General features: G+C 68.9%; 17 protein-coding genes. 8 read left to right on the forward strand and 9 right to left on the reverse strand.

Annotation, left to right across the window (positions count from 1 at the left end; all coding sequences use genetic code 11):
* Positions 1–125: 125 nt before the first annotated feature.
* A complete protein-coding gene (gene ypfJ / locus ACWESM_RS00390) occupies positions 126–1,049 on the forward strand; it encodes a KPN_02809 family neutral zinc metallopeptidase (RefSeq protein ID WP_355070556.1) in 924 nt (307 codons plus the stop codon).
* A 117-nt stretch (positions 1,050–1,166) separates the two neighbouring features.
* Positions 1,167–1,703 (forward strand): hypothetical protein, encoded by a 537-nt coding sequence (locus tag ACWESM_RS00395; protein WP_355070554.1) that lies wholly within the window; start codon positions 1,167–1,169, stop codon positions 1,701–1,703.
* A 72-nt stretch (positions 1,704–1,775) separates the two neighbouring features.
* Here ACWESM_RS00395 and ACWESM_RS00400 read toward each other — a convergent pair whose 3' ends face one another.
* A complete protein-coding gene (locus ACWESM_RS00400; RefSeq protein WP_452490538.1) occupies positions 1,776–3,395 on the reverse strand; it encodes a hypothetical protein in 1,620 nt (539 codons plus the stop codon).
* Positions 3,392–3,721, reverse strand: a complete 330-nt coding sequence (locus ACWESM_RS00405; RefSeq protein WP_040867626.1) for a type VII secretion target — start codon at positions 3,719–3,721, stop codon at positions 3,392–3,394. Before ACWESM_RS00405 ends, ACWESM_RS00400 begins: the two co-directional genes overlap by 4 nt.
* Positions 3,722–3,931: 210 nt before the next feature.
* Between ACWESM_RS00405 and ACWESM_RS00410 the strand changes: the two genes are divergently transcribed.
* The 4 genes from ACWESM_RS00410 (at position 3,932) to ACWESM_RS00425 (ending at position 9,159) form a co-directional block, all read left to right on the forward strand.
* Positions 3,932–4,936 carry an NAD-dependent epimerase/dehydratase family protein gene (locus ACWESM_RS00410; protein WP_355070549.1) on the forward strand — a complete coding sequence of 335 codons (1,005 nt, stop codon included), beginning with the start codon at positions 3,932–3,934 and terminating at the stop codon, positions 4,934–4,936.
* A 31-nt stretch (positions 4,937–4,967) separates the two neighbouring features.
* Positions 4,968–5,984 (forward strand): Rv2578c family radical SAM protein, encoded by a 1,017-nt coding sequence (locus ACWESM_RS00415; RefSeq protein WP_364425863.1) that lies wholly within the window; start codon positions 4,968–4,970, stop codon positions 5,982–5,984.
* Between the two features lie 110 nt (positions 5,985–6,094).
* Positions 6,095–8,083 carry a 2-oxoacid:acceptor oxidoreductase subunit alpha gene (locus ACWESM_RS00420; protein WP_364425865.1) on the forward strand — a complete coding sequence of 663 codons (1,989 nt, stop codon included), beginning with the start codon at positions 6,095–6,097 and terminating at the stop codon, positions 8,081–8,083.
* Positions 8,080–9,159, forward strand: a complete 1,080-nt coding sequence (locus ACWESM_RS00425; protein ID WP_397275888.1) for a 2-oxoacid:ferredoxin oxidoreductase subunit beta — start codon at positions 8,080–8,082, stop codon at positions 9,157–9,159. Before ACWESM_RS00420 ends, ACWESM_RS00425 begins: the two co-directional genes overlap by 4 nt.
* Positions 9,160–9,206: 47 nt before the next feature.
* On the opposite strand, the gene ACWESM_RS00430 is transcribed toward ACWESM_RS00425, so the two are convergent.
* The 3 genes from ACWESM_RS00430 to hisS all read right to left on the reverse strand — a co-directional run bounded on the left by ACWESM_RS00430 (position 9,207) and on the right by hisS (position 12,416).
* Positions 9,207–10,211, reverse strand: coding sequence for a malate dehydrogenase (locus ACWESM_RS00430; RefSeq protein WP_364425869.1), 1,005 nt, complete (start codon positions 10,209–10,211; stop codon positions 9,207–9,209).
* Between the two features lie 133 nt (positions 10,212–10,344).
* The gene (locus ACWESM_RS00435; protein WP_356961671.1) at positions 10,345–10,992 is read right to left on the reverse strand and encodes a hypothetical protein; all 648 of its coding nucleotides are present in this window, start codon (positions 10,990–10,992) and stop codon (positions 10,345–10,347) included.
* Positions 10,993–11,144: 152 nt separating this feature from the next.
* Positions 11,145–12,416: a histidine--tRNA ligase gene (gene hisS / locus ACWESM_RS00440; protein ID WP_039798966.1), complete on the reverse strand. Its 1,272-nt coding sequence runs from the start codon at positions 12,414–12,416 to the stop codon at positions 11,145–11,147.
* Between the two features lie 139 nt (positions 12,417–12,555).
* Between hisS and ACWESM_RS00445 the strand changes: the two genes are divergently transcribed.
* Both ACWESM_RS00445 and ACWESM_RS00450 read left to right on the forward strand, forming a co-directional pair.
* Positions 12,556–13,434, forward strand: a complete 879-nt coding sequence (locus tag ACWESM_RS00445) for a peptidylprolyl isomerase (protein ID WP_452490542.1) — start codon at positions 12,556–12,558, stop codon at positions 13,432–13,434.
* A 405-nt stretch (positions 13,435–13,839) separates the two neighbouring features.
* Positions 13,840–14,388 (forward strand): hypothetical protein, encoded by a 549-nt coding sequence (locus tag ACWESM_RS00450; RefSeq protein ID WP_355070533.1) that lies wholly within the window; start codon positions 13,840–13,842, stop codon positions 14,386–14,388.
* 89 nt (positions 14,389–14,477) lie between these two features.
* Here ACWESM_RS00450 and ACWESM_RS00455 read toward each other — a convergent pair whose 3' ends face one another.
* From ACWESM_RS00455 to ACWESM_RS00470, 4 genes are all read right to left on the reverse strand, one after another.
* Positions 14,478–14,861, reverse strand: a complete 384-nt coding sequence (locus ACWESM_RS00455; protein ID WP_355070531.1) for a DUF4913 domain-containing protein — start codon at positions 14,859–14,861, stop codon at positions 14,478–14,480.
* Positions 14,858–16,693 carry a type IV secretory system conjugative DNA transfer family protein gene (locus tag ACWESM_RS00460; protein WP_355070529.1) on the reverse strand — a complete coding sequence of 612 codons (1,836 nt, stop codon included), beginning with the start codon at positions 16,691–16,693 and terminating at the stop codon, positions 14,858–14,860. The genes ACWESM_RS00455 and ACWESM_RS00460 overlap by 4 nt, the downstream gene beginning before the upstream one ends.
* 42 nt (positions 16,694–16,735) lie before the next feature.
* Positions 16,736–17,299 (reverse strand): hypothetical protein, encoded by a 564-nt coding sequence (locus tag ACWESM_RS00465; protein WP_364425874.1) that lies wholly within the window; start codon positions 17,297–17,299, stop codon positions 16,736–16,738.
* A 65-nt stretch (positions 17,300–17,364) separates the two neighbouring features.
* Complete coding sequence (locus ACWESM_RS00470) at positions 17,365–19,029, reverse strand: peptidoglycan DD-metalloendopeptidase family protein (protein ID WP_397275891.1); 1,665 nt, start codon at positions 19,027–19,029, stop codon at positions 17,365–17,367.
* Positions 19,030–19,052: the final 23 nt, after the last annotated feature.

The following is a 19,052-nucleotide window of genomic DNA, read 5'->3' on the forward strand; positions in this document are numbered from 1 at the left end:
CACATTCGGTGAGTGGAAACCGATATCGACGCGCCCGTGCCAAGCTGTATTCGAGGGAGTGTGAACCGGGGTCGCCGACGACCGAGGGTTGGGTGACCCCGGGGACGAGCGAGAAAGCGACGACGATGACCTTCAACGAGGGCATGCAGATCGACCCCGACCGGGTTTCGTCCGGCGGTCCCGGCATGGGCGGCAAGCTCGCGCTCGGCGGCGGCGCGGGCGGGCTCATAGTGCTGGTGCTGGCGCTGCTACTGGGCGGCGACCCCGGATCCATCCTCGGCAACTTCACCGGCTCGCAGGACCAGAGCCAGACGCAGCCGGGCACGGCCGGCACGCCGAGCCATTGCAAGACCGGGGCGGATGCCAACAAATACGTCGACTGCCGGGTGGCGCTCACCGCGCAGAGCCTGGACGCGGTGTGGTCGGCCGAACTGCCGAAGCAGGCCGGAAAGCGCTACCAGCAGCCGAAGGTCGTGCTCTTCTCCGGAGCCACCTCGACCGGATGCGGCAACGCCACCAGCGCGGTGGGACCGTTCTACTGCCCGGCCGACCGGACCGCGTACTTCGACACCAGTTTCTTCCAGGAACTGGTGGATCGATTCGGTTCCAGCGGCGGCCCGCTGGCGCAGGAATACGTCGTGGCGCACGAGATCGGCCATCACATCCAGAACCTGCTCGGTGACATCGGCCGCGCCCAGCGCGATCCACGCGGCGCGGACTCCGACGCGGTGCGCACCGAATTGCAGGCCGACTGCTACGCGGGCATCTGGGCGCATTTCGCGGACAAGCAGCCCGCGCCCGGCAGCAACCAGCCGTTCCTGAAACCGTTGTCGGACAAGGATGTCAACGACGCGCTGTCGGCGGCCGCCGCGGTAGGCGACGACCGCATCCAGCGTGCCGCCCAGGGCCGGGTGAATCCCGAAGCGTGGACGCACGGTTCGTCCGAGCAGCGGCAGAAGTGGTTCCTCACCGGCTACAAGACCGGTCAGGTGAGGGCTTGCGACACGTACTCGGCTCCGGACCTGAACAACCCGTCCGGCCTGCGGTAGCGCCGGATCCGATCGATACAGCGCGCCGACTCCCGCCAGGGGTCGGCGCGCTGTCATGATCTACGGCAGTTCGTCTGTGCCGCAGACGGACACGGACAGCACCGGAAGATGGGATCGATGCGAGTAACGAAAGCCGTTCTGCTGGTTGTGACGCTGATCGTCGCGGTGGGCTCGGGCGCCGCCACGGCCGACCCGGCACTGGATCGACCCAGTGCGCTACCGCCGATCGCCGCGCCGCTGGCGCTGTTCACGCTGACCACCATTCCGGACGGTTGGCAGGCCCGGACGGATCTGCGCCCGCAGCTGGAGATCTTCGCCGACGGCCGTGCGGTGAGCAGCCCCGATGCGGTGGCCGCCGAGCGCCGTCCCGAGACCCCGCCGAAGCGGATCGACGGCCATATCCCGCCCGATGTGTTGAACGCGGCGCTGGCGGAGACCAAAGCGCTCGCCACGGTGGACCTCGGCGTGCCGAAAGCCACCGACCAGAGCAGCCGGATCATCGACTTCATGCCGCAGTCGCCGTCGGACGACGTGCATCTGGTGGTGTACTCGCCGGACACCACCGAGGGGCTCGGCGCCGAGCAGCAGGCCGCGCGTAAACGCTTCGCCGACCTCTACCGGAAACTGATCGACTCGTTCACACAGGACAACTGAGACTCTGCACGTCACCCGGCCCGGCGCTGATCCGCTCGGGCCGGGTGCGGCGCGTCGCCTACCCGGCGTCCGTCAGAACTGGTCCTGCTCGTAGTCCGAGCTGATGATCTCGTCCGAATGCGTCGCACCGATGACGTCCGGCGTCGACTCGCCCAGCGGGCCGGTGAGGTCGTCGTTGCCGATGGGGCTCAGGTAGGGCTGCACCGTCCGCGAGTGTTCCTCGTCGTTGCCGCGCTGCCCCGCCGCGGCGCCGGGGCCGCCCATGAAGCTGCTCGATCCGGCCGGTGTGGTGCTCGCGGGCGTGCCGGTACCGAGCGAAGTGCCCGGGACGCCGGCGACCGGCCGGATCGGTGCGACCGTGGCGCCGGGCAGGCCGGTGACTTTGGGCACCGACGACACGCTCGGGCTCCCGGGACGGCCGGGGCTGCTGCCGAGCAGGCTGCTCGGCGTGCCGTGGCTGGTGGTCGGGCTGTGCGAGGTGCTGTGCACCGACGACGGCGTCGTCGAGGGCGTCGATGTCGACGGCGTGGCGGAATCAAGGCCTGCCGCCTTGGTCGCGGTGTCCGACGCGGTCGACTGCGCCTGCTCCAGGATCGGCTGACCGACGTTCTCCGCCAGCGCCTGCGCGACCTCCTGCGGCGCGGGCCCGCCGCCCGGCGCGACCAGCTGCTGCACCATGCCGCTGAGCTCGGCGGTCTTACCGGCCAGGTCGCCGCGGGTGGCGTTGACCACGCCGACGGCTTGACCGAGGTGTTCGGTGGCCGAGGCCATCAGCGTCGCCTGGGCGGGCGGAGTGAGGATCACCGGCGCGAGCGCGGTCGCCTGGGTGGCGAACGACGACGCGATGCCGAGCAGTTGCGCGTTGCCCTGCTGCACCACCGTGGCAGCACGCTGCGTGAGCTCGGAGATGTCGATGCCCCGCTGGCTGGTCTCCTGTCCCTGCACGTTCGCCTGCTGGCTCGTGGCCTGTGCGTTGCGCGCGGCCTGGCTCTGCCACAGCTGCTCGACCGTGCTCATGCTGCCCTTGCCGACCTGCATGGCCATCTCGATGACCTTGGAGGACTGGCTGAGGATCGCGGTCGGATCGAACGCGCCGATGACGCCGGTGCCGAAGCTGCTCAGCAGGTCCAGGATCGGCTTCATCAAGACGTCGACGCCGGGCAGCGCGGGCACCGCGACACCCTGGAGCAGGGCGGCCACCGGATCGGCGGGCAAGGCAGGTAGCGATCCGGCCGCGGCCGCCGCCTGGTTCACCGCGCCGCTGATCGCGCTCGGCGCGGCGGCGAGCGCACCGTTCAGCACGCCGTTCGCCTGATCGAGCGCGGCTTCGACCGCGGGCGCACCGATCTGGCCGACCGCGGCGTTCGTGTCCCCGAGCAGCGCGGACGTATCGTGCGCGATCCCGTGCCCGTCCTCGGCGCTCGGTGTACCACCCAGTCCGGGCAGACCGGCGGGCACGGTGGCGGCCGACTGCTGATCCTCGGAGATCTTGCGGGACAGCACGAATGCGGGCGGCTCGATGGGCGGCAGATCTTCGGGCAACTGCGGCAGCGACAGGTCGAGCACCGCCTGTGCCGGTGTCTGCTGCAATGCGTCCAGCACGGTCTGCTGGCCGATGGCGACGTTCTGTTCGGCCGCGTGCGCGACGGCCTGATCTTCCGGCGCGATGACGCCGCTGTCCAGCGGTCTCATACCGCGCCCCCGATCTGGCCCGCGATCGACCCGAGCGCGCCCGCGTTGGACCAATCGACCGCGTCGTAGGCCGCGGCCGCGCTGAACGCCGAGTCCGAGAGCTTGGCGTACTTGGCGGACAGATCGTTGATGTCCTTGGCCTGCAACACTTGCGCCGCGGCGAACATCGCCAGGTAATCGGCCCCGATCAAGCCGAACACCGGGACGAGCGCCGAAACGTTCTTCACCGCGTCGAAATTGCCCGCCCCCGCGAGATCACCGGCGATACCGGCGTTCGTGGCGGCGAACGCCCGGACCGCTTCGGTCTCTACCGAGAGATCACTCATCGAGATGCCCCCCAAATCGTCGTACAGATCAGCGTCATGCAGTTGTGGTGATCCGCCTGCTCCCTGCCGAATCGGCAAGGGCCGCTACGGTTGCGCTCAATATAGCGGACCGGACCGGCATGTTTCGAGCCCGAACGCGCCGCACACCGGGCAAACCCGGCAGAACTGGAACGTGTTGCAAATTAGAACAAGTTCTATATTCTCTGTCCCATGAAGGTCGCAGTGACCGGCGCAGCCGGCTACCTTGGCACGAATCTGCTCCGCCTCCTCACCGAGCGCGGTCACCAGGTCACGGCCATCGATCGGGCCGTTCCCGCCGAGCCGGCGGCACCCGGCGTCACCTGGCTGCGTGGCGACGTGCTCGACCCGGCGTCGATGCGCGCCGCGCTGGACGGCGCCGAGGTGGTCTACCACCTGGTCGCGGTGATCACCCTGGCCGAGAAGAACGATCTCGCCTGGCGGGTGAACACCGAGGGCGTGCGCGTGGTCGCCGAGGCGGCGCTGGCGGTCGGCGCGCGCCGGATGGTGCACGCCAGCTCGATCCACGCGTTCGACCAGTACAGCTGCGGCGGCCGGATCGATGAGAACGCGCCGCGGTCGACCGACCCGGCGCTGCCGGTCTACGACCGCTCGAAATGGGCGGGCGAGGTGGCGCTGCGCAAGGTGATCGACCAGGGACTCGACGCGGTGCTGTGCAATCCCACCGGCGTCTTCGGCCCACTGGACCACAGCAAGCCGCTCTCGCGCATCAACCGGACGCTCAAGGACGCGGCCCTCGGGCGCGTGCCCGCCATGATCGGCGGCGGATTCGACCTGGTGGACGTGCGCGACGTCGCCGCGGGCCTGGTACTGGCGGGCGAGAAGGGCCGCACGGGCGAGAACTACCTGCTCGGCGGATCGATGATCTCGATGCTCGAACTGTGCCGCGTCGCCGCGACCCATGGCGGCAAGCGCGGCCCGAGGTTCGCCATCTCCCCCAAGCTCGTGTCCGGCGTCATCCCGGTGCTCGCGCCGATCGGCAAGCTGTTCAACTCCGACATCGTCTCCAAGGCGGCGCTGGGCGCGCTGATCTCCGCGCCGGTGGTCGACCACGGCAAGGCCGAGCGCGAGCTCGGCTACCGGCCGCGCCCGCTCGACGACACGGTGCGAGACCTGGTCACCTTCTTCGCCGACCCGGCCGCGCTGACACCGCCCGGCACCAAACAGATCGCTTGACAGCTGCTAGAACACATGTTCGACTGAGAGGGTGCGGTGGCAAAGCCAGACCCTGGACGCCGAGGACGGCGCCTTGCCCGGGCTGTCCCGGGCCGGTCTGGTGCGCACCGTACGGACGCCGGAGTTCGAGGGCATCACATTCCACGAGGTGCTGTGCAAGAGCGCCCTGAACCGGGTGCCCGAGGGCGCGAACGTGCCGTTCCGATGGACCGTCAATCCCATGCGGGGTTGTTCGCACGCCTGCCGCTACTGTTTCGCGCGCGGCACGCACGAATATCTGGATCTGGACGCGGGCCGGGACTTCGATTCGCAGATCGTGGTGAAGACGAATGTCGCCGCGGTGCTGCGCAAGGAACTCGGCAGGCGGTCCTGGCGCCGCGAGCCGGTCGCGCTGGGCACCAACACCGATCCCTATCAGCGCGCCGAGGGACGCTATCGCCTGATGCCCGGCATCATTCGCGCGCTGACCGAATCCGGCACCCCGTTCTCCATCCTCACCAAAGGCACCCTGCTGCGACGGGACCTGCCGTTGCTCACCTCGGCCGCCCGCGAGGTGCCCGTGAGTATCGCGATGTCCATCGCGATACTGGACGAGGATCTGCACCACAGCCTGGAGCCGGGCACACCGTCACCACGAGCCCGCCTGGACCTGGTTCGCGCGCTCGCCGACGCGGGCTTCGCCGTCAACGTGCTGGTCGCACCGGTCATCCCCTGCCTCACCGACGGACGCGCCCACCTCGACGCGGTCTTCGGCGCGATCGCCGAGGCCGGTGCTCAATCGGCGGTCGCGTTCCCCATGCACCTGCGCGGCAGTACCAGGGGCTGGTTCCTGTCCTGGCTGGCCGAGCACCATCCGGCGCTGCTGCGCCGGTACCGCCAGCTGTACCGGCGCGGCGCCTACGTCACGCCGGAGTATTCCGCGTGGCTGCGCGCGCGGGTCGCTCCGCTGCTGGCGGAGCACGGTTTGACGGCGCGCGGACGGCCCGAACCGGAGACACGAGCCGAAACCGCGCACGCGAGCGACGCGCAGCTGGCATTGTTCGCCTGACGCCCGCACCGCCGAATCTCGCCGGTCCGCGCGCTTCACGGGCGCGCACCGCGTTCGACGGAGTAGTTTGGCGATGGCACCTCTCAGCGACGAGGAAGTGAAGCAGGCATATGGTTTCACACCAAAACGATGTCGGCACAGCTAAATTGGAAAAGGTCGTCATTCGGTTCGCCGGGGACTCCGGCGACGGAATGCAGCTGACCGGCGATCGCTTCACCCACGAGGCCGCCGCCTTCGGCAACGACCTGGCCACCCAGCCCAACTTCCCCGCCGAGATCCGCGCGCCCCAGGGCACGCTGCCCGGCGTCTCGTCCTTCCAGATCCAGATCGCCGACTACGACATTCTCACCGCGGGTGACCAGCCCGACGTGCTGGTCGCGATGAACCCGGCCGCGCTCAAGGCGAATCTGGAGGATCTCCCGCGCGGCGCCACCGTCATCGTCAACACCGACGAGTTCACCAAGCGGACCCTCGCCAAGGTGGGTTACGCCGCCGATCCGCTGGCCGACGAGACACTGTCGGACTTCGTGGTCCACCGCGTCCCGATGACCTCGCTCACCCTCCGCGCCACCGAATCGACCGGAGTCGGCAAGAAGGACGCCCAGCGCGCGAAGAACATGTTCGCCCTCGGCCTGCTGTCCTGGATGTACGGGCGCCCGATCGGCGGCACCGAGCAGTTCATGCGGGAGAAGTTCGCGACCAAGCCCGATATCGCCGAGGCCAACATCCTGGCGTTCCGGGCGGGCTGGAACTACGGCGAGACCACCGAGAGCTTCGCCACCACCTACGAGATCGCGCCCGCCGAACTCCCGCCGGGCACCTACCGCCAGATCACCGGCAACACCGCGCTCGCCTATGGCCTGATCACCGCCGGTCAGCTCGCCGGGCTGCCCGTCTTCCTCGGCACCTATCCCATCACTCCGGCCTCGGACATCCTGCACGAGCTGAGCAAGCACAAGAATTTCGGCGTCACCACCTTCCAGGCCGAGGACGAGATCGCCGGGATCGGCGCGGCGCTCGGCGCCGGGATCGGCGGTGCGCTCGGCGTCACCAGCACATCCGGCCCCGGGCTGGCGCTCAAGAGCGAGACCATCGGCCTGGCGGTGATGACGGAGCTGCCGCTGGTGGTGATCGATGTGCAGCGCGGCGGACCGTCGACCGGACTGCCGACCAAGACCGAACAGGCCGATCTGTTGCAGGCGCTCTACGGACGCAACGGCGAATCACCGGTGGCGGTGCTCGCGCCGCGCTCCCCCGCCGACTGCTTCGCCACCGCGGTGGAAGCCGCGCGAATCGCCCTCACCTACCGCACTCCGGTGCTGCTGCTGTCCGATGGTGCGATCGCGAACGGCTCCGAACCGTGGTCCATCCCGCAGGTGACGGAGCTGGAGCCGATCGACCCGGCGTTCGAACCGGAAGGCGACGACACCGACCCGTTCCAGCCGTACGCACGCGATCCCGACACGCTCGCCCGGCCGCTCGCCGTCCCTGGCACGAAGGGCCGCGCCCACCGCATCGGCGGCCTCGAGAAGGCGGACGGCAGCGGCAACATCTCCTACGACCCGGCCAATCACGAACTCATGGTTCGCCTGCGTCAAGCCAAGATCGACGGCATCGAGGTGCCCGATCTCGTGGTGGACGATCCGGACGGCACCGCCGAGCTGTTGCTGATCGGCTGGGGCAGTTCCTACGGCCCGATCGGCGAGGCGTGCCGTCGCGCGCGGCGGCGCGGTGTGCCGGTCGCTCAGGCGCATCTACGGCATCTGAATCCGTTGCCCGCCAACCTCGGTGACGTACTGCGCCGTTATCGCGTCGTGGTCGCGCCCGAGATGAACGGCGGCCAGCTCGCCACGCTGCTACGGGCGAAGTACCTGGTCGACGTGCGACCGTGGACGAAGATCGCGGGCACCGCGTTCTCCGCCCAGGAGCTGGTCGGGGTCATCGACGCGGCGCTGGACGGGTCGATCGAGGAGCTGGAACAGAACAAGGTCTTCGCCGCACGGGCGCGGGCCACCTATAGAACACTGCCGGACGAAGGCCGTCCACAGCCCAGCGCAGGCGAGGCAGCCACATATCGGATGTCTGGGGGTATCGCATGACCATCGTGGAAACCTCACTGGTCGGCACCGATCTGGGACTCACCGGTGTATCCGGGGTGCCGTCCGCGGACGGGCCGCAGAAGGTGAAGGACTTCACCTCCGATCAGGAAGTGCGCTGGTGCCCCGGCTGCGGCGACTACGTGATCCTGGCGACGGTGCGCGGCTTCCTGGCGGAACTCGGATTGCGCCGGGAGAACCTGATGTTCGTGTCCGGGATCGGCTGCTCCAGCCGCTTCCCGTATTACTTGGAGGCCTACGGCATCCATTCCATCCACGGTCGCGCGCCCGCGATCGCGACCGGATTGGCGGTCAGCAGGCCCGATCTGTCGGTCTGGGTGGTGACCGGTGACGGCGACGCGCTGTCCATCGGAGGCAACCACCTCATCCACGCGCTGCGCCGCAACGTGAACATGACGATCCTGCTGTTCAACAACCGGATCTACGGCTTGACGAAGGGCCAGTACTCGCCGACCTCGGAACAGGGCAAGATCACCAAGTCGACCCCGATGGGCTCGGTGGACCACCCGTTCAACACCCTGTCGGTGGCGCTGGGCGCGGAAGCGACCTTCGCCGCCCGCGCGCTCGACTCCGATCGTGCGGGACTCACCGAGGTGCTGCGCGCCGCCGCCGACCACCGGGGCACGTCGTTCGTGGAGATCCTGCAGGACTGCCCGATCTTCAACGACGGCTCGTTCGACGCGCTGCGCCGGGACAACGCCGCCGACCATCTCGTCCCGCTGCGGCACGGCGAGCCGATCCGATTCGGCACCGAGGGCGAATTCGCGGTGATACGACGGGGTTTCGGGCTCGCAGTGGCCCGGGCCGACAGCGTCGCGGAGTCCGATATCGTGGTGCACGACGCCTACGCCGACGACCCGGAGTACGCCTACGCGTTGTCGCGGCTGTCCGATCAAGGGCTCGAACACGTGGTCACAGGTATCTTCCGCAGCGTCTCTCGACCGACCTACGACGACGCGGTGCGCTACCAGATCGAGACGGCGCGGGAACGGAAGCCCGTCGGTCCCGAATCGCTGCAGTCCCTGCTCACCGGATCCGAAACCTGGACGGTCGGATAGCTGGCCGCGCCTGACCGGCTCTGCGGCGCGGACGCTCGCGGCGCCGGTCAGGCGCGCTTGGCGAAACCGAGGTCGACCACGGCGTCGCGTTCTTGCACCAACTCCGCGACCGACGCATCGATCCGGGGACGGGCCAGAGCATCGATCGCCAGGTCGGGCACGATGGTGTACTCGCCGTTCGCGCAGGTGACCGGGAACGAGCTGATCAGCCCGTCCGGCACGCCGTAGGAGCCGTCCGAGGCAACGGCCATGGAAACCCAGTCACCGTGCCGCGTGCCACGCACCCAGTCGCGGATGTGGTCGATCGCGGCGCTGGCCGCACTCGCCGCCGAGGACGCGCCGCGGGCCTGGATGATGGCGGTGCCGCGCTGCTGCACGGTGGGCACGAACTGCTCGGTCAGCCACGCCGGATCGCCGATCAGGTCGAGGGCGGGACGTCCCGCGATGGTGGCGTGCGCGACGTCGGGGTACTGCGTCGCCGAGTGGTTGCCCCAGATCGCGACCCGGGCGATGTCGGCGGCCGGCGCACCGGTCTGCTTGGCCAGTTGCGCGATGGCGCGATTGTGGTCCAGCCGCGTCATGGCGGTGAAACGCTCGGCGGGCACGTCCGGTGCGTTGCTCATGGCGATGAAGGCGTTGGTGTTGGCCGGGTTGCCGATCACGAGCACCTTCACGTCGTCCGCGGCGCTGGCGTTGATCGCGGCGCCCTGCTCGGTGAAGATCGCGCCGTTGGCGGCGAGCAGATCCGAACGTTCCATCCCGGCGGTGCGCGGCCGCGCGCCGACCAGCAGGGCGATATCGGCGCCAGCGAAGCCGATCCACGGGTCGTCGCTGATGTCGATGGACTCCAGCAACCCGAACGCGCCGTCTTCCAGTTCCATCGCGACGCCCTCCAGCGACGCCACCGCGGCGGGGACTTCCAGCAGCCGTAGCCGCACGCGCGTGTCCGGGCCGAGCATCGCGCCGGAAGCGATCCGGAACAGCATGCCGTAGGCGATCTGGCCCGCGGCTCCGGTCACGGTGACGGTCACGGTCCCAGCGGCGGTGCTCACGACGAACTCCTTGCGGTAGGCGGACTTCTGTTGCCCACCCTAACCACTCTCACCGCCGCCGAAGGCCGACGGTGAGCTACGCGACAGTGACTCGTGCGCCGCCCGGCACCGGCCCCGGAGGAGAACCGCGGGGTCAGCTGAGTGTCGCGACCTCGCTGTCGGTCAGCACGATCGGCGAAACCGCGTCCTTGGCGCGCGCCAGCCGCACGGCGCGATACAGCGGCCGTTCCTCCAGCCCGGCGTCGCGCGCCTCGGCCCGCAACTGCCGCACCAGCATCTCGGAAACCGCTACGGCCGCGGCCAATCGACTGGCGGCGAGCGCGTCCGCGAGCCTGCGCAAACCGACCAGGTGCAATTCGCGGCCGCTGCCCACGTCGGTGTACATGGCCAGCGGAACGACCTGGGAGACCTCACCCGCGGTGACCCGCAGAGCGATCCGGCTCAACCGGGCCGGGAACACCAGGACCTCGACCCCGGTGGCCGCAGACATCTCCACCCGCCGTTCACCGAACAGTCTGCGGGCGTGGATCATCGTGCCGGTCAACCACATTCGCCGCCGACGCAGCGCGACGGCGTACAGGACGGTCGGCGCGCCGACGACGACGCCGACCGCCGCGGCGATCGGCCAGCTCACCACGGTCGCGGCCAGCAACGCCGCGCCGACCCCGATACCCGACGCGGCCAGCGCGAGGCGGCGCAACATCGGCGCGTACAACTCGGGCGCGACCAGATCGAGGCCCACCGGCGCGAGCGCCCGCTGGTCATCAGAATTCGTGGACACTACTCCGCCCTCTCGCGACTCCGGCGGCGGTGTGTGCGCGCCGGTCACGCTGCTGCTCCCGTCACCCGGCCGACGACGGGTTCGACGCACAGTACCGTGCGCGCGGCGGGCGCGCCGCGAAACTCGACGGGCAGCGCGCACCCGCCGCCTCGCTACCCCGCCAGCGACTCCCGGATCACGCCGACTGCCTCGGGCAGCGGAATCTGCCGTTGATCACCGGTCGCCATGTCCTTGAGCCCGATGGTGTTCTCCGCGAGGTCACGATCGCCGAGCACGAGGGTGAACTTCGCCCCGGAACGGTCGGCCGCCTTCATCGCGCCCTTCACACCGCGTCCGCCGTAGGCCAGATCGACCCGGACGCCCGCCGCGCGCAACTGCGCGGCGACAACCACGAGCCGCTGCTTGGCGGCGTCGCCCAGCGGCACGCCGAACACCTCGCAGCGCGCCGGGTTGCCCGCCGACTTGCCCTCGGCCGCCAGCGCCAGCATGGTCCGGTCGACGCCGAGGCCGAATCCGATACCCGACAGCGGCTGCCCGCCGAGCTCGGCCATGAGACCGTCGTAACGGCCACCGCCGCCGATGCCGGACTGCGCGCCGAGACCGTCGTGCACGAACTCGAACGTGGTCTTGGTGTAGTAGTCGAGGCCGCGCACCATGCGCGGGTTCACCACGTACGGCACGCCCAGCGCTTCGAGGTGGCCGAGTACCTGCTCGAAGTGCGCCTTGGCCGACTCCGACAGGTGATCGATCATCAGCGGCGCGTTCGCGGTCATCTCCCGTACCTCGGGCCGCTTGTCGTCCAGCACGCGCAACGGGTTGAGCTGGGCGCGCCGCTTCGTCTCCTCGTCCAGCGGCAGTCCGAACAGGAAATCCTGCAGCAGTTCGCGGTACTGCGGGCGGCACGTCTCGTCACCCAGCGAGGTGACCTCGAGGCGGAATCCGTCCAGGCCCAGGCCGCGGAATCCGGCATCGGCGATCGCGATGACCTCCGCGTCGAGCGCCGGATCGTCGACGCCGATCGCCTCGATGCCCACCTGCTGCAACTGGCGGTACCGGCCCGCTTGCGGCCGCTCGTAGCGGAAGAAGGGACCCGCGTAGCACAGCTTCACCGGGAGCTGACCGCGATCGAGGCCGTGTTCGATGACCGCGCGCATCACGCCCGCCGTGCCCTCGGGACGCAGCGTGACGCTGCGGTCGCCGCGGTCGGGGAAGGTGTACATCTCCTTGGTGACCACGTCGGTGGACTCGCCGACGCCGCGGGCGAACAGGCCCGTGTCCTCGAAGACCGGCAGCTCGATATGCCCGTACCCGGCCAGTCGGGCGGCGCGGAGCAGGCCGTCGCGCACCGCGACGAACTCTGCCGAGCCGGGCGGCACGTAGTCCGGTACCCCCTTCGGGGCGGAGAAGCTGCTGGTCTTGGTCACGATGCTCCAGTTTCCACCACTACGGCACCGCAAGTCCAACCGGTTCCCCGAACCGACTCTCAGGAAGGTTGCGGAACAGTCTCAGGTAGAAATGGCACACTCTTATCCCGATGTAACCGGATACGGGAGGAACGTGGTAGTGCCGAGCAACGAACAGCGACGAGCAGCGGCGAAACGCAAGCTGGAACGTCAGCTCGCCAACCGAGCCGAGCGGGCGCGTAAGCGCAAGCAACTCACCATCGCCGGATCGGTACTCGGTGTCGTCGTCGTGGTCGCCGCCGTGACCGGGGTGTACTTCTTGACCCGCGGCGACGACAGCAACAGCTCCGATGCCGCCGACGCCTCGCTGTCCAGCACTCCCGCCGCGGCCGCCCCGCCCTCCGCGAAGGCCAAGCCCGCGACGGTCGACTGCACCTACCGCGACAGCGCCAAGCCCGCGGACAAGCCGGTGAACAAGCCGAAGGGCGGCCCCGTCCCAACCACCGGCGTCGACGCCAAGGTCAGCGTCAGCATGGACACCAGCCAGGGGCCGATCGGGCTGACCCTGAACAACGCCGATTCGCCGTGCACGGTGAACAGCTTCGTCAGTCTGGCGGCGCAGAACTACTTCGACGGCACCAGCTGTCACCGCATGACCGCGGGCGAGGGCCTGAAGGTCCTGCAGTGCGGCGACCCCACGGGTACCGGAATGGGTGGGCCCGGTTACGAGTTCGACAACGAATACCCGACCGACCAGTACGCTGCGAACGATCCGGCGGCGACTTCGGAGCCGATCTCGTACAAGCGTGGCGTGCTGGCCATGGCCAACGCGGGGCCGGGAACCAACGGCAGCCAGTTCTTCATCGTGTACTCCGATTCCCTGCTCCCGCCGCAGTACACGATCTTCGGCACCGTGGACGACAACAGCCTCGGCACGTTGGACAAGATCGCCGCGCTGGGCCAGGACGACTCCAACGGCCCCGGGGACGGGAAGCCCAAGCAGCCGGTCACAATCCAGTCGGTGCGCATCGACCGCTGAGTGCGGATCCGGGCCCGCGGCGTCTCGGCCGCGGGCCCGAGCCGTATCCACGTCCCTGCAGCCGAAGTGCGGATAGTGGAACCTTTCTTCGGTTAGGGTGCCCTCAGCCCGAAGATCATCCGGCGCGCCCGAAGACACGCCGGAAATGTGCGATATATGCTGATAAAGCAGCACGCTCGTGCGATTGTGCCGACCTTTGTCAGGTAACCTCGAAACAAGGAGTTCTTGCAGCGTAGTGCGGCCTCGGCCGGGCTATCCCCGGGCAGGAAGTGCCACGCCGCAAGTTCTTCGGGTGTCCACGTTTGCAGGCGGGACCCGCTGCACGGGACTACAGTTCGCGTGGCGGCGTCCGTAACGAAGCACCACCATCATCCATAGTGATCACCGCAGCATCGGGGAGCAGCCATGTCCGAGGAACTGGACGACATCGGCCGGGAAACCGCGGCCATGATGAGGACAATGTTGCAGCTTGCGACGCTCGTCGCCTTGCGTACCCGCGAGCGTGGTCAGAAGGAAGCCGAAGCGCGCGTCAAGCTCACCGAGGCCCGGATCAAAGAGGCCAAGGAACTGCAGTTGCGGGAGGCCAGGGACGCGAAGGCCAAGGACCCGCGCAACACCGAGCTGGCCCGGCTGATCGAGAAGCCGATCCCGGAAAAGGGTGTGTCCCTGGAGAAGGACCGCTTCTCCGCGCAGGCCGAGGCATCACGGATGGCGGCCAATGCCGCCGCCGCCAAGCCGGCCTTGCAGTACGACTCCCAGGAACGCCGGATGGCGATCGCGGCACATCTCGCGAAAATGGGTGTGGCGCCGGAACTCGCCGCGGTGCGGATGCTGATCGAAGTAGGGCAGGCACAGCCTCCGGGTGAGGCCGTACGCACCCGCCCCGGCGAGGCGCCCGCGGTTACCAGGGCAGGACGGGAACAGGATCCCCGCGGCTTGGAGCGCACGCGATAGCACGAGACGGACGAGTGCCCGCTGGATCATCCAGCGGGCACTCGTCCGTTCCGAACCCTTTCGGCGAGAATCGCCGTGACGCATCGCCACTACGGCGGGAAGTTACCGATCGTAGGGTCACTGAACATGCCGTTCTGCGGCGCTTTCGTCGGCAGCGGGTTGAGCATGTCCTTATGACCGTTGCGCACACTGCAATACTTGAACGGTCCCTTGGGATCGAACAGTTTCGCCATATGCGGATCGGCATGATCCAGGAACCAGACGCTCAGTCCGGTCGCCCCGTCCTGGCGGTAGTGCTCCCAAGCGCGCCATAACGCGTCCAGCCGGGCAATTGCCTCCGCGTGCTGCCACCACTCCGGGCACCACACGGTGTCACTGAGATCGGTGACCTGCCGACGGTAGATCACGCTGAGATAGTTCTCGACGAACTCGACCACGTTCGCGTAGTGCATGTTCTGCTGCGGTTCGTTCACAGCGGCCGGACCTCCTCGACTTGGCCGTACTCCGGCGGTGGCGTCGACTTGCTCAGCGACGGCGAACCGATGACGTCCGCGATCTGCGTCTTGCGCTGCGGATCATGGTGCGAGATGGACTGTTTCACGTCGGAAGCGTACTCACCCTCCCACCACGGCACGGTACGGATGAGCACCGGTGGCGCACCGGACGGGAACAGGATGGCCCGCCCACGCGGCAGCGTCGCCAGACCGTTGACCGAGAACGTCTTGGACGAGCCCAGCGAGCGTGAGTAACTCTTGCCGCCCTTGGATTCGGACACCGACTGCGAGATCGCGTCGTACTCACCGAGCACATCCGAACGCTCCTGCAGGAACTTCGTGTCGTCCACGCCGCTGCCGAGCACTTTGATGTTCGCCGCCGACCACAACGCGTTCATGCCGCTCTCGCCCCAGCAGCGGGCGCCCTGCGCCCAGGACTGCAGCACGGTCATCACGACGATGCCCCGGGAGCCGAAGTGGCTGTACTGCTTGGGCAGATCCTTCCAGCGCACCACGTTTGCCGCCTCGTCCAGCACCGCGAGCAGCGGGATCGCCAGGCGCCCACCGGCCGACTGCGACGCCTTGCGCATCGCCACGTCCACCACCGCCTCGGTGAGCGCGCTCACCAGCGGCGCGGCCGAACCGCGGCCCTCCAGCGACAAGCTGTAGAGCGTTCCGTTGTTCTCCAGGAACTCCAGCTCGTCGAATTCCCTGCGGTCGCCGCCCCGGGAGATCCACGGATGCACGTTCGACAGTTTCAGGCAGCGGATCATCTTCTTGGCCGTGCCGAAGATGCCGCTGCGCGTGCGCGGATCGGTGTTGTACTGCGAGGACAGGCCCGAGGCCGTGTAGTGATGGCGGGCGGCGCGCAGCAGCTCGATGGGCTCGGTGTCCTGCGGATTGGTCACCCACTCCCAGACCTGCACGATCGGCCTGCTGCCGTTGCGGTCGCCGACGGCGGCGGCGAGGAACAACCCGGCCAGCAGGTCCTCGGCCTCGGGATCGAAGAACGCGTCGGTCTTCGTGTCCCGGCCGTCGTCACCGTCGGCGAAGTGCCCCGCAAGCCGCGCCGCGCGCATCTCACAACCTTCGCGCTTGGCGTCCACCCAGGACAGCGGATCCCAGAACCAGGTCGGCTCTTCACCCGCGACACCCTGCGGGTCGAAGACAAAGGTGGGACTTCCCTTGGACTCCCGCACGTCTCGGGTGGCGTCCACCACGTCGCGCTTGTTCGAGGTGGCCAGCACCGGGCCGATCGCGCTGAGGATCGCCGGGATGACCCGGGAGGTCGACTTGCCCTGACGCGGACCCCAGATGTCCAGGTGCAGATCCTCGTACGAACCGTAGAGCATCACCCCGTCGGCCACACCAACGCCGATCGGCACGCCCGGAGCGTCGTCGTAGCCGAGTCTCACCCCCAGCTGCTCGGCCTTCTCCCGGACGCCCGCTTCGGTGAGCATCGAGATCGCGCCGCCGTTGCCCATCACGTCGGCCTTGTCGTCGACCGGCAACCTGCCTTTGGACCGGCGCTTCTGCAACTCCTTGCGGATCACCAGATACGCTACGACGCTGAGGATCACCAGCAGCACGATCGCCGTCGCCGCGCCCGGCCAGCGCAGCCTTCCTCGCGCCAGATCGGCCGCGATGGCGATCGGGTTGAACGGAACCTTCTGCGGGCTGCCCTCGAGCATGTTGCCCAGATGCAGCGCGAGCCAGAGGGTTCCGAAGATCGCGAAGCCGGCGTAGGTCAGTAGCAGGCTGACATCGGGTCCGGGGATGGCCGGATCCGTCACCTTTTTCTTCTTCGCCATGTGTCCCTCCTGGGTCGGCCGTCCGGTACGGAAAGCGAGTGGTCAGCGGAATGCGTCGAGCCGCCAGCCGTCGGGTGTGCGCACGACGGTGGCGATCACCGTCGCGGGCGGCAGCGGCTCCTTGCGTCCGTTCGGATGGACGACGGTCTGCTCGATCCCGATCTTGAACTGCTGGACGTTCGGATCGCTGAGGGCAGGAGCCTTCTCGCCGGACGCGAAGGTGAACGCCTCCACATGCGCCCCTTCCCTCGCCCAATCCGCCCACTGCAGTGTCGACTTCGGCGTCTGCACCGCGGTCGGCGTCGCATCCAGCATACGAATCAGGCTGGGGCCGAGAAACTTCCGCGCTCGGCCCAGAGACTCGCCCTGGGTCTCGGTGGCGGGCTGCCAACTGTAGATTTCCCGCAACGCCGCGACCGCGACACCGTCCGGCGTCACCGGGTCGGGGGCGGGCACGCCCTCCAGCAACCGGGGTGTGGACGTAGCGGAATGCGCCGCATCGGATCCCGAGTCCGCGCGGTCCGTCCGGCCACAGGCCGAACCCAGCACCGCGACGCTCACCACCAGCATCACCACCAGTTTCGCGCGTGCATTTGCTCTGTCCATCCAGGCTAACCGCACACCGGGGCGTCGCGGCAGTCCCGCCGCCGTGTGTTCGCGCCCGGGAACGCTCACAGCACCCTCCTCGCCCGTCCGTCTCCTGGCACCGCGACTTCCGAAACGCCGCCGCCGGATCGGACGTCCGCGCCGGGCACCGACTGGATCATCCGGCCGTTGCCCGCATAGACGCCGACCTGCGCGGGGCCACGCGCGCCGAACGAGCTGAACACCAGATCCCCGGGCTGCGCCTTGCTCATCGGCACCTCCGCGCCCGCCTCCCACTGCTGTTCGGCCGTGCGCGGCAACGTCACCGCGCCGGAGGACGCCGCGAACACCGCCGCCGCGGTCAGACCCGGTCCGTCCAACCCCCCGCCGCTCGGTCCTTGGGGTCCCCCGCCGCCCCACACGTAGGGCGTGCCGAGCCACTCGTGCGCGGCTTGGACGATCTGGTCGCCGGCCGAACCCTGCCCAGGGGTGAACCGGCCGAGCGAACCCGGCGCTCGGTATTGCGCTTCCATGGTGAGAATGTTGCGCACGTATGGCTGGGTCTCGGCGTAGTGCGCAGCGAGCTGGTTCGGCATGCCGCCCGAGGCCAGCACCGCGCCTTCGCCGGCGTTGTACGCCGCCAGCGTCAAAGCGACGATGTCGCCCTGCACCCTGCCCTCGGCCTGCCACCGCTGGATCTGGTGCGCGATCGCGCACATGTAACGCCCCTGGCCGACGATCGCGTCCCCGTCGTCCCACACGCTGGCCACGCCGTTGCCGTCGGCATCGATCACGTACGGCTGACCGTCGTCGGGATCGATGCTCACCGCGGTGGTCGGCAGGAACTGGGCCAGGCCCTGCGCACCGGCGGGCGAGGTCGCGCCGCGCCGGAAACCGGATTCCTGCCTGCCCTGCGCGGCCAGTAGCGACGGCGTGATCTGCGGGCAGATCGACCCCGCACGGCGGTACCAGATCTCCAGTTCTTGTGGCACCTTGCCCGCGGCCAGCGCGCCACCGGCGGTGCCGAAACCGAGGCTGCAGCGTGGATCGCTGGAATACGCTCGCGCACCGCCGACATCCGGGGTCGGCGCACCGTCGAGCCAGGGCAGCGGATCGATCTGCCGTCCGCCGGTGAAACGGCCGCCCGGGACGATCTCGAAATGCAAGTGGGGCCCGCTGGATTCACCCGCCGACCCCACCGCGCCGATGTGCTGCCCCGCGGTCACCGTATCGCCCGGCCGGACCAGGACGCCGGAGTCCCACATGTGGCCGTAGACCGCCGAATACGAACGGCCGTTGATGTCCACCGAGTCGACGACGATCCAGTTGCCGAATCCGGATGCCGGACCGGCGGCGACGACGCGGCCGTCGGAGACCGAGAAGATGGGCGTGCCGTCCGGCGCGGCCAGGTCGACGCCCTTGTGCGCGCCACCCCGCGCGCCGAACGTGTCCGACACCGTGAAGGTTCCGGTGGCCATCGGCAACGTGCGGCGCAGCGGGCCGACTCCCGCCGCGAGTGAGGGTGTGGCGGTCGCGGCCGGATTGGGTCGGCTCGCGCCGGTACCTGTTGTCGCGGCGGCGCGCCGATCGCCCGGCGGGTAACCGCCCAGCGGCGGAAGCGCCGACTGCGAGCCGAGCACGGAGCCGCCCTCACAGGCGTCGTCGACGGCGGGCATGACGATGACCAGCACGATGGTCATCAGGCCGAGCACCGCGCCCAGCGCCGTCCACAAGACGGATTTGCCGCTCACCGCCGCACTCCGGCATCGTGCCG

It is taken from the genome of Nocardia sp. NPDC003999, assembly GCF_053604885.1.

Bases quoted from the DNA above. Each gene is read 5' to 3' on its own strand.
- ACWESM_RS00405 (WP_040867626.1), bottom strand. From the start codon at position 3,721: ATGAGTGATCTCTCGGTAGAGACCGAAGCGGTCCGGGCGTTCGCCGCC.
- ACWESM_RS00465 (WP_364425874.1), bottom strand. From the start codon at position 17,299: ATGGACAGAGCAAATGCACGCGCGAAACTGGTGGTGATGCTGGTGGTG.
- ACWESM_RS00395 (WP_355070554.1), top strand. From the start codon at position 1,167: ATGCGAGTAACGAAAGCCGTTCTGCTGGTTGTGACGCTGATCGTCGCG.
- ACWESM_RS00420 (WP_364425865.1), top strand. From the start codon at position 6,095: ATGGTTTCACACCAAAACGATGTCGGCACAGCTAAATTGGAAAAGGTC.
- ACWESM_RS00400 (WP_452490538.1), bottom strand. From the start codon at position 3,395: ATGAGACCGCTGGACAGCGGCGTCATCGCGCCGGAAGATCAGGCCGTC.
- ACWESM_RS00425 (WP_397275888.1), top strand. From the start codon at position 8,080: ATGACCATCGTGGAAACCTCACTGGTCGGCACCGATCTGGGACTCACC.
- ACWESM_RS00450 (WP_355070533.1), top strand. From the start codon at position 13,840: ATGTCCGAGGAACTGGACGACATCGGCCGGGAAACCGCGGCCATGATG.
- ypfJ (WP_355070556.1), top strand. From the start codon at position 126: ATGACCTTCAACGAGGGCATGCAGATCGACCCCGACCGGGTTTCGTCC.
- ACWESM_RS00460 (WP_355070529.1), bottom strand. From the start codon at position 16,693: ATGGCGAAGAAGAAAAAGGTGACGGATCCGGCCATCCCCGGACCCGAT.
- ACWESM_RS00410 (WP_355070549.1), top strand. From the start codon at position 3,932: ATGAAGGTCGCAGTGACCGGCGCAGCCGGCTACCTTGGCACGAATCTG.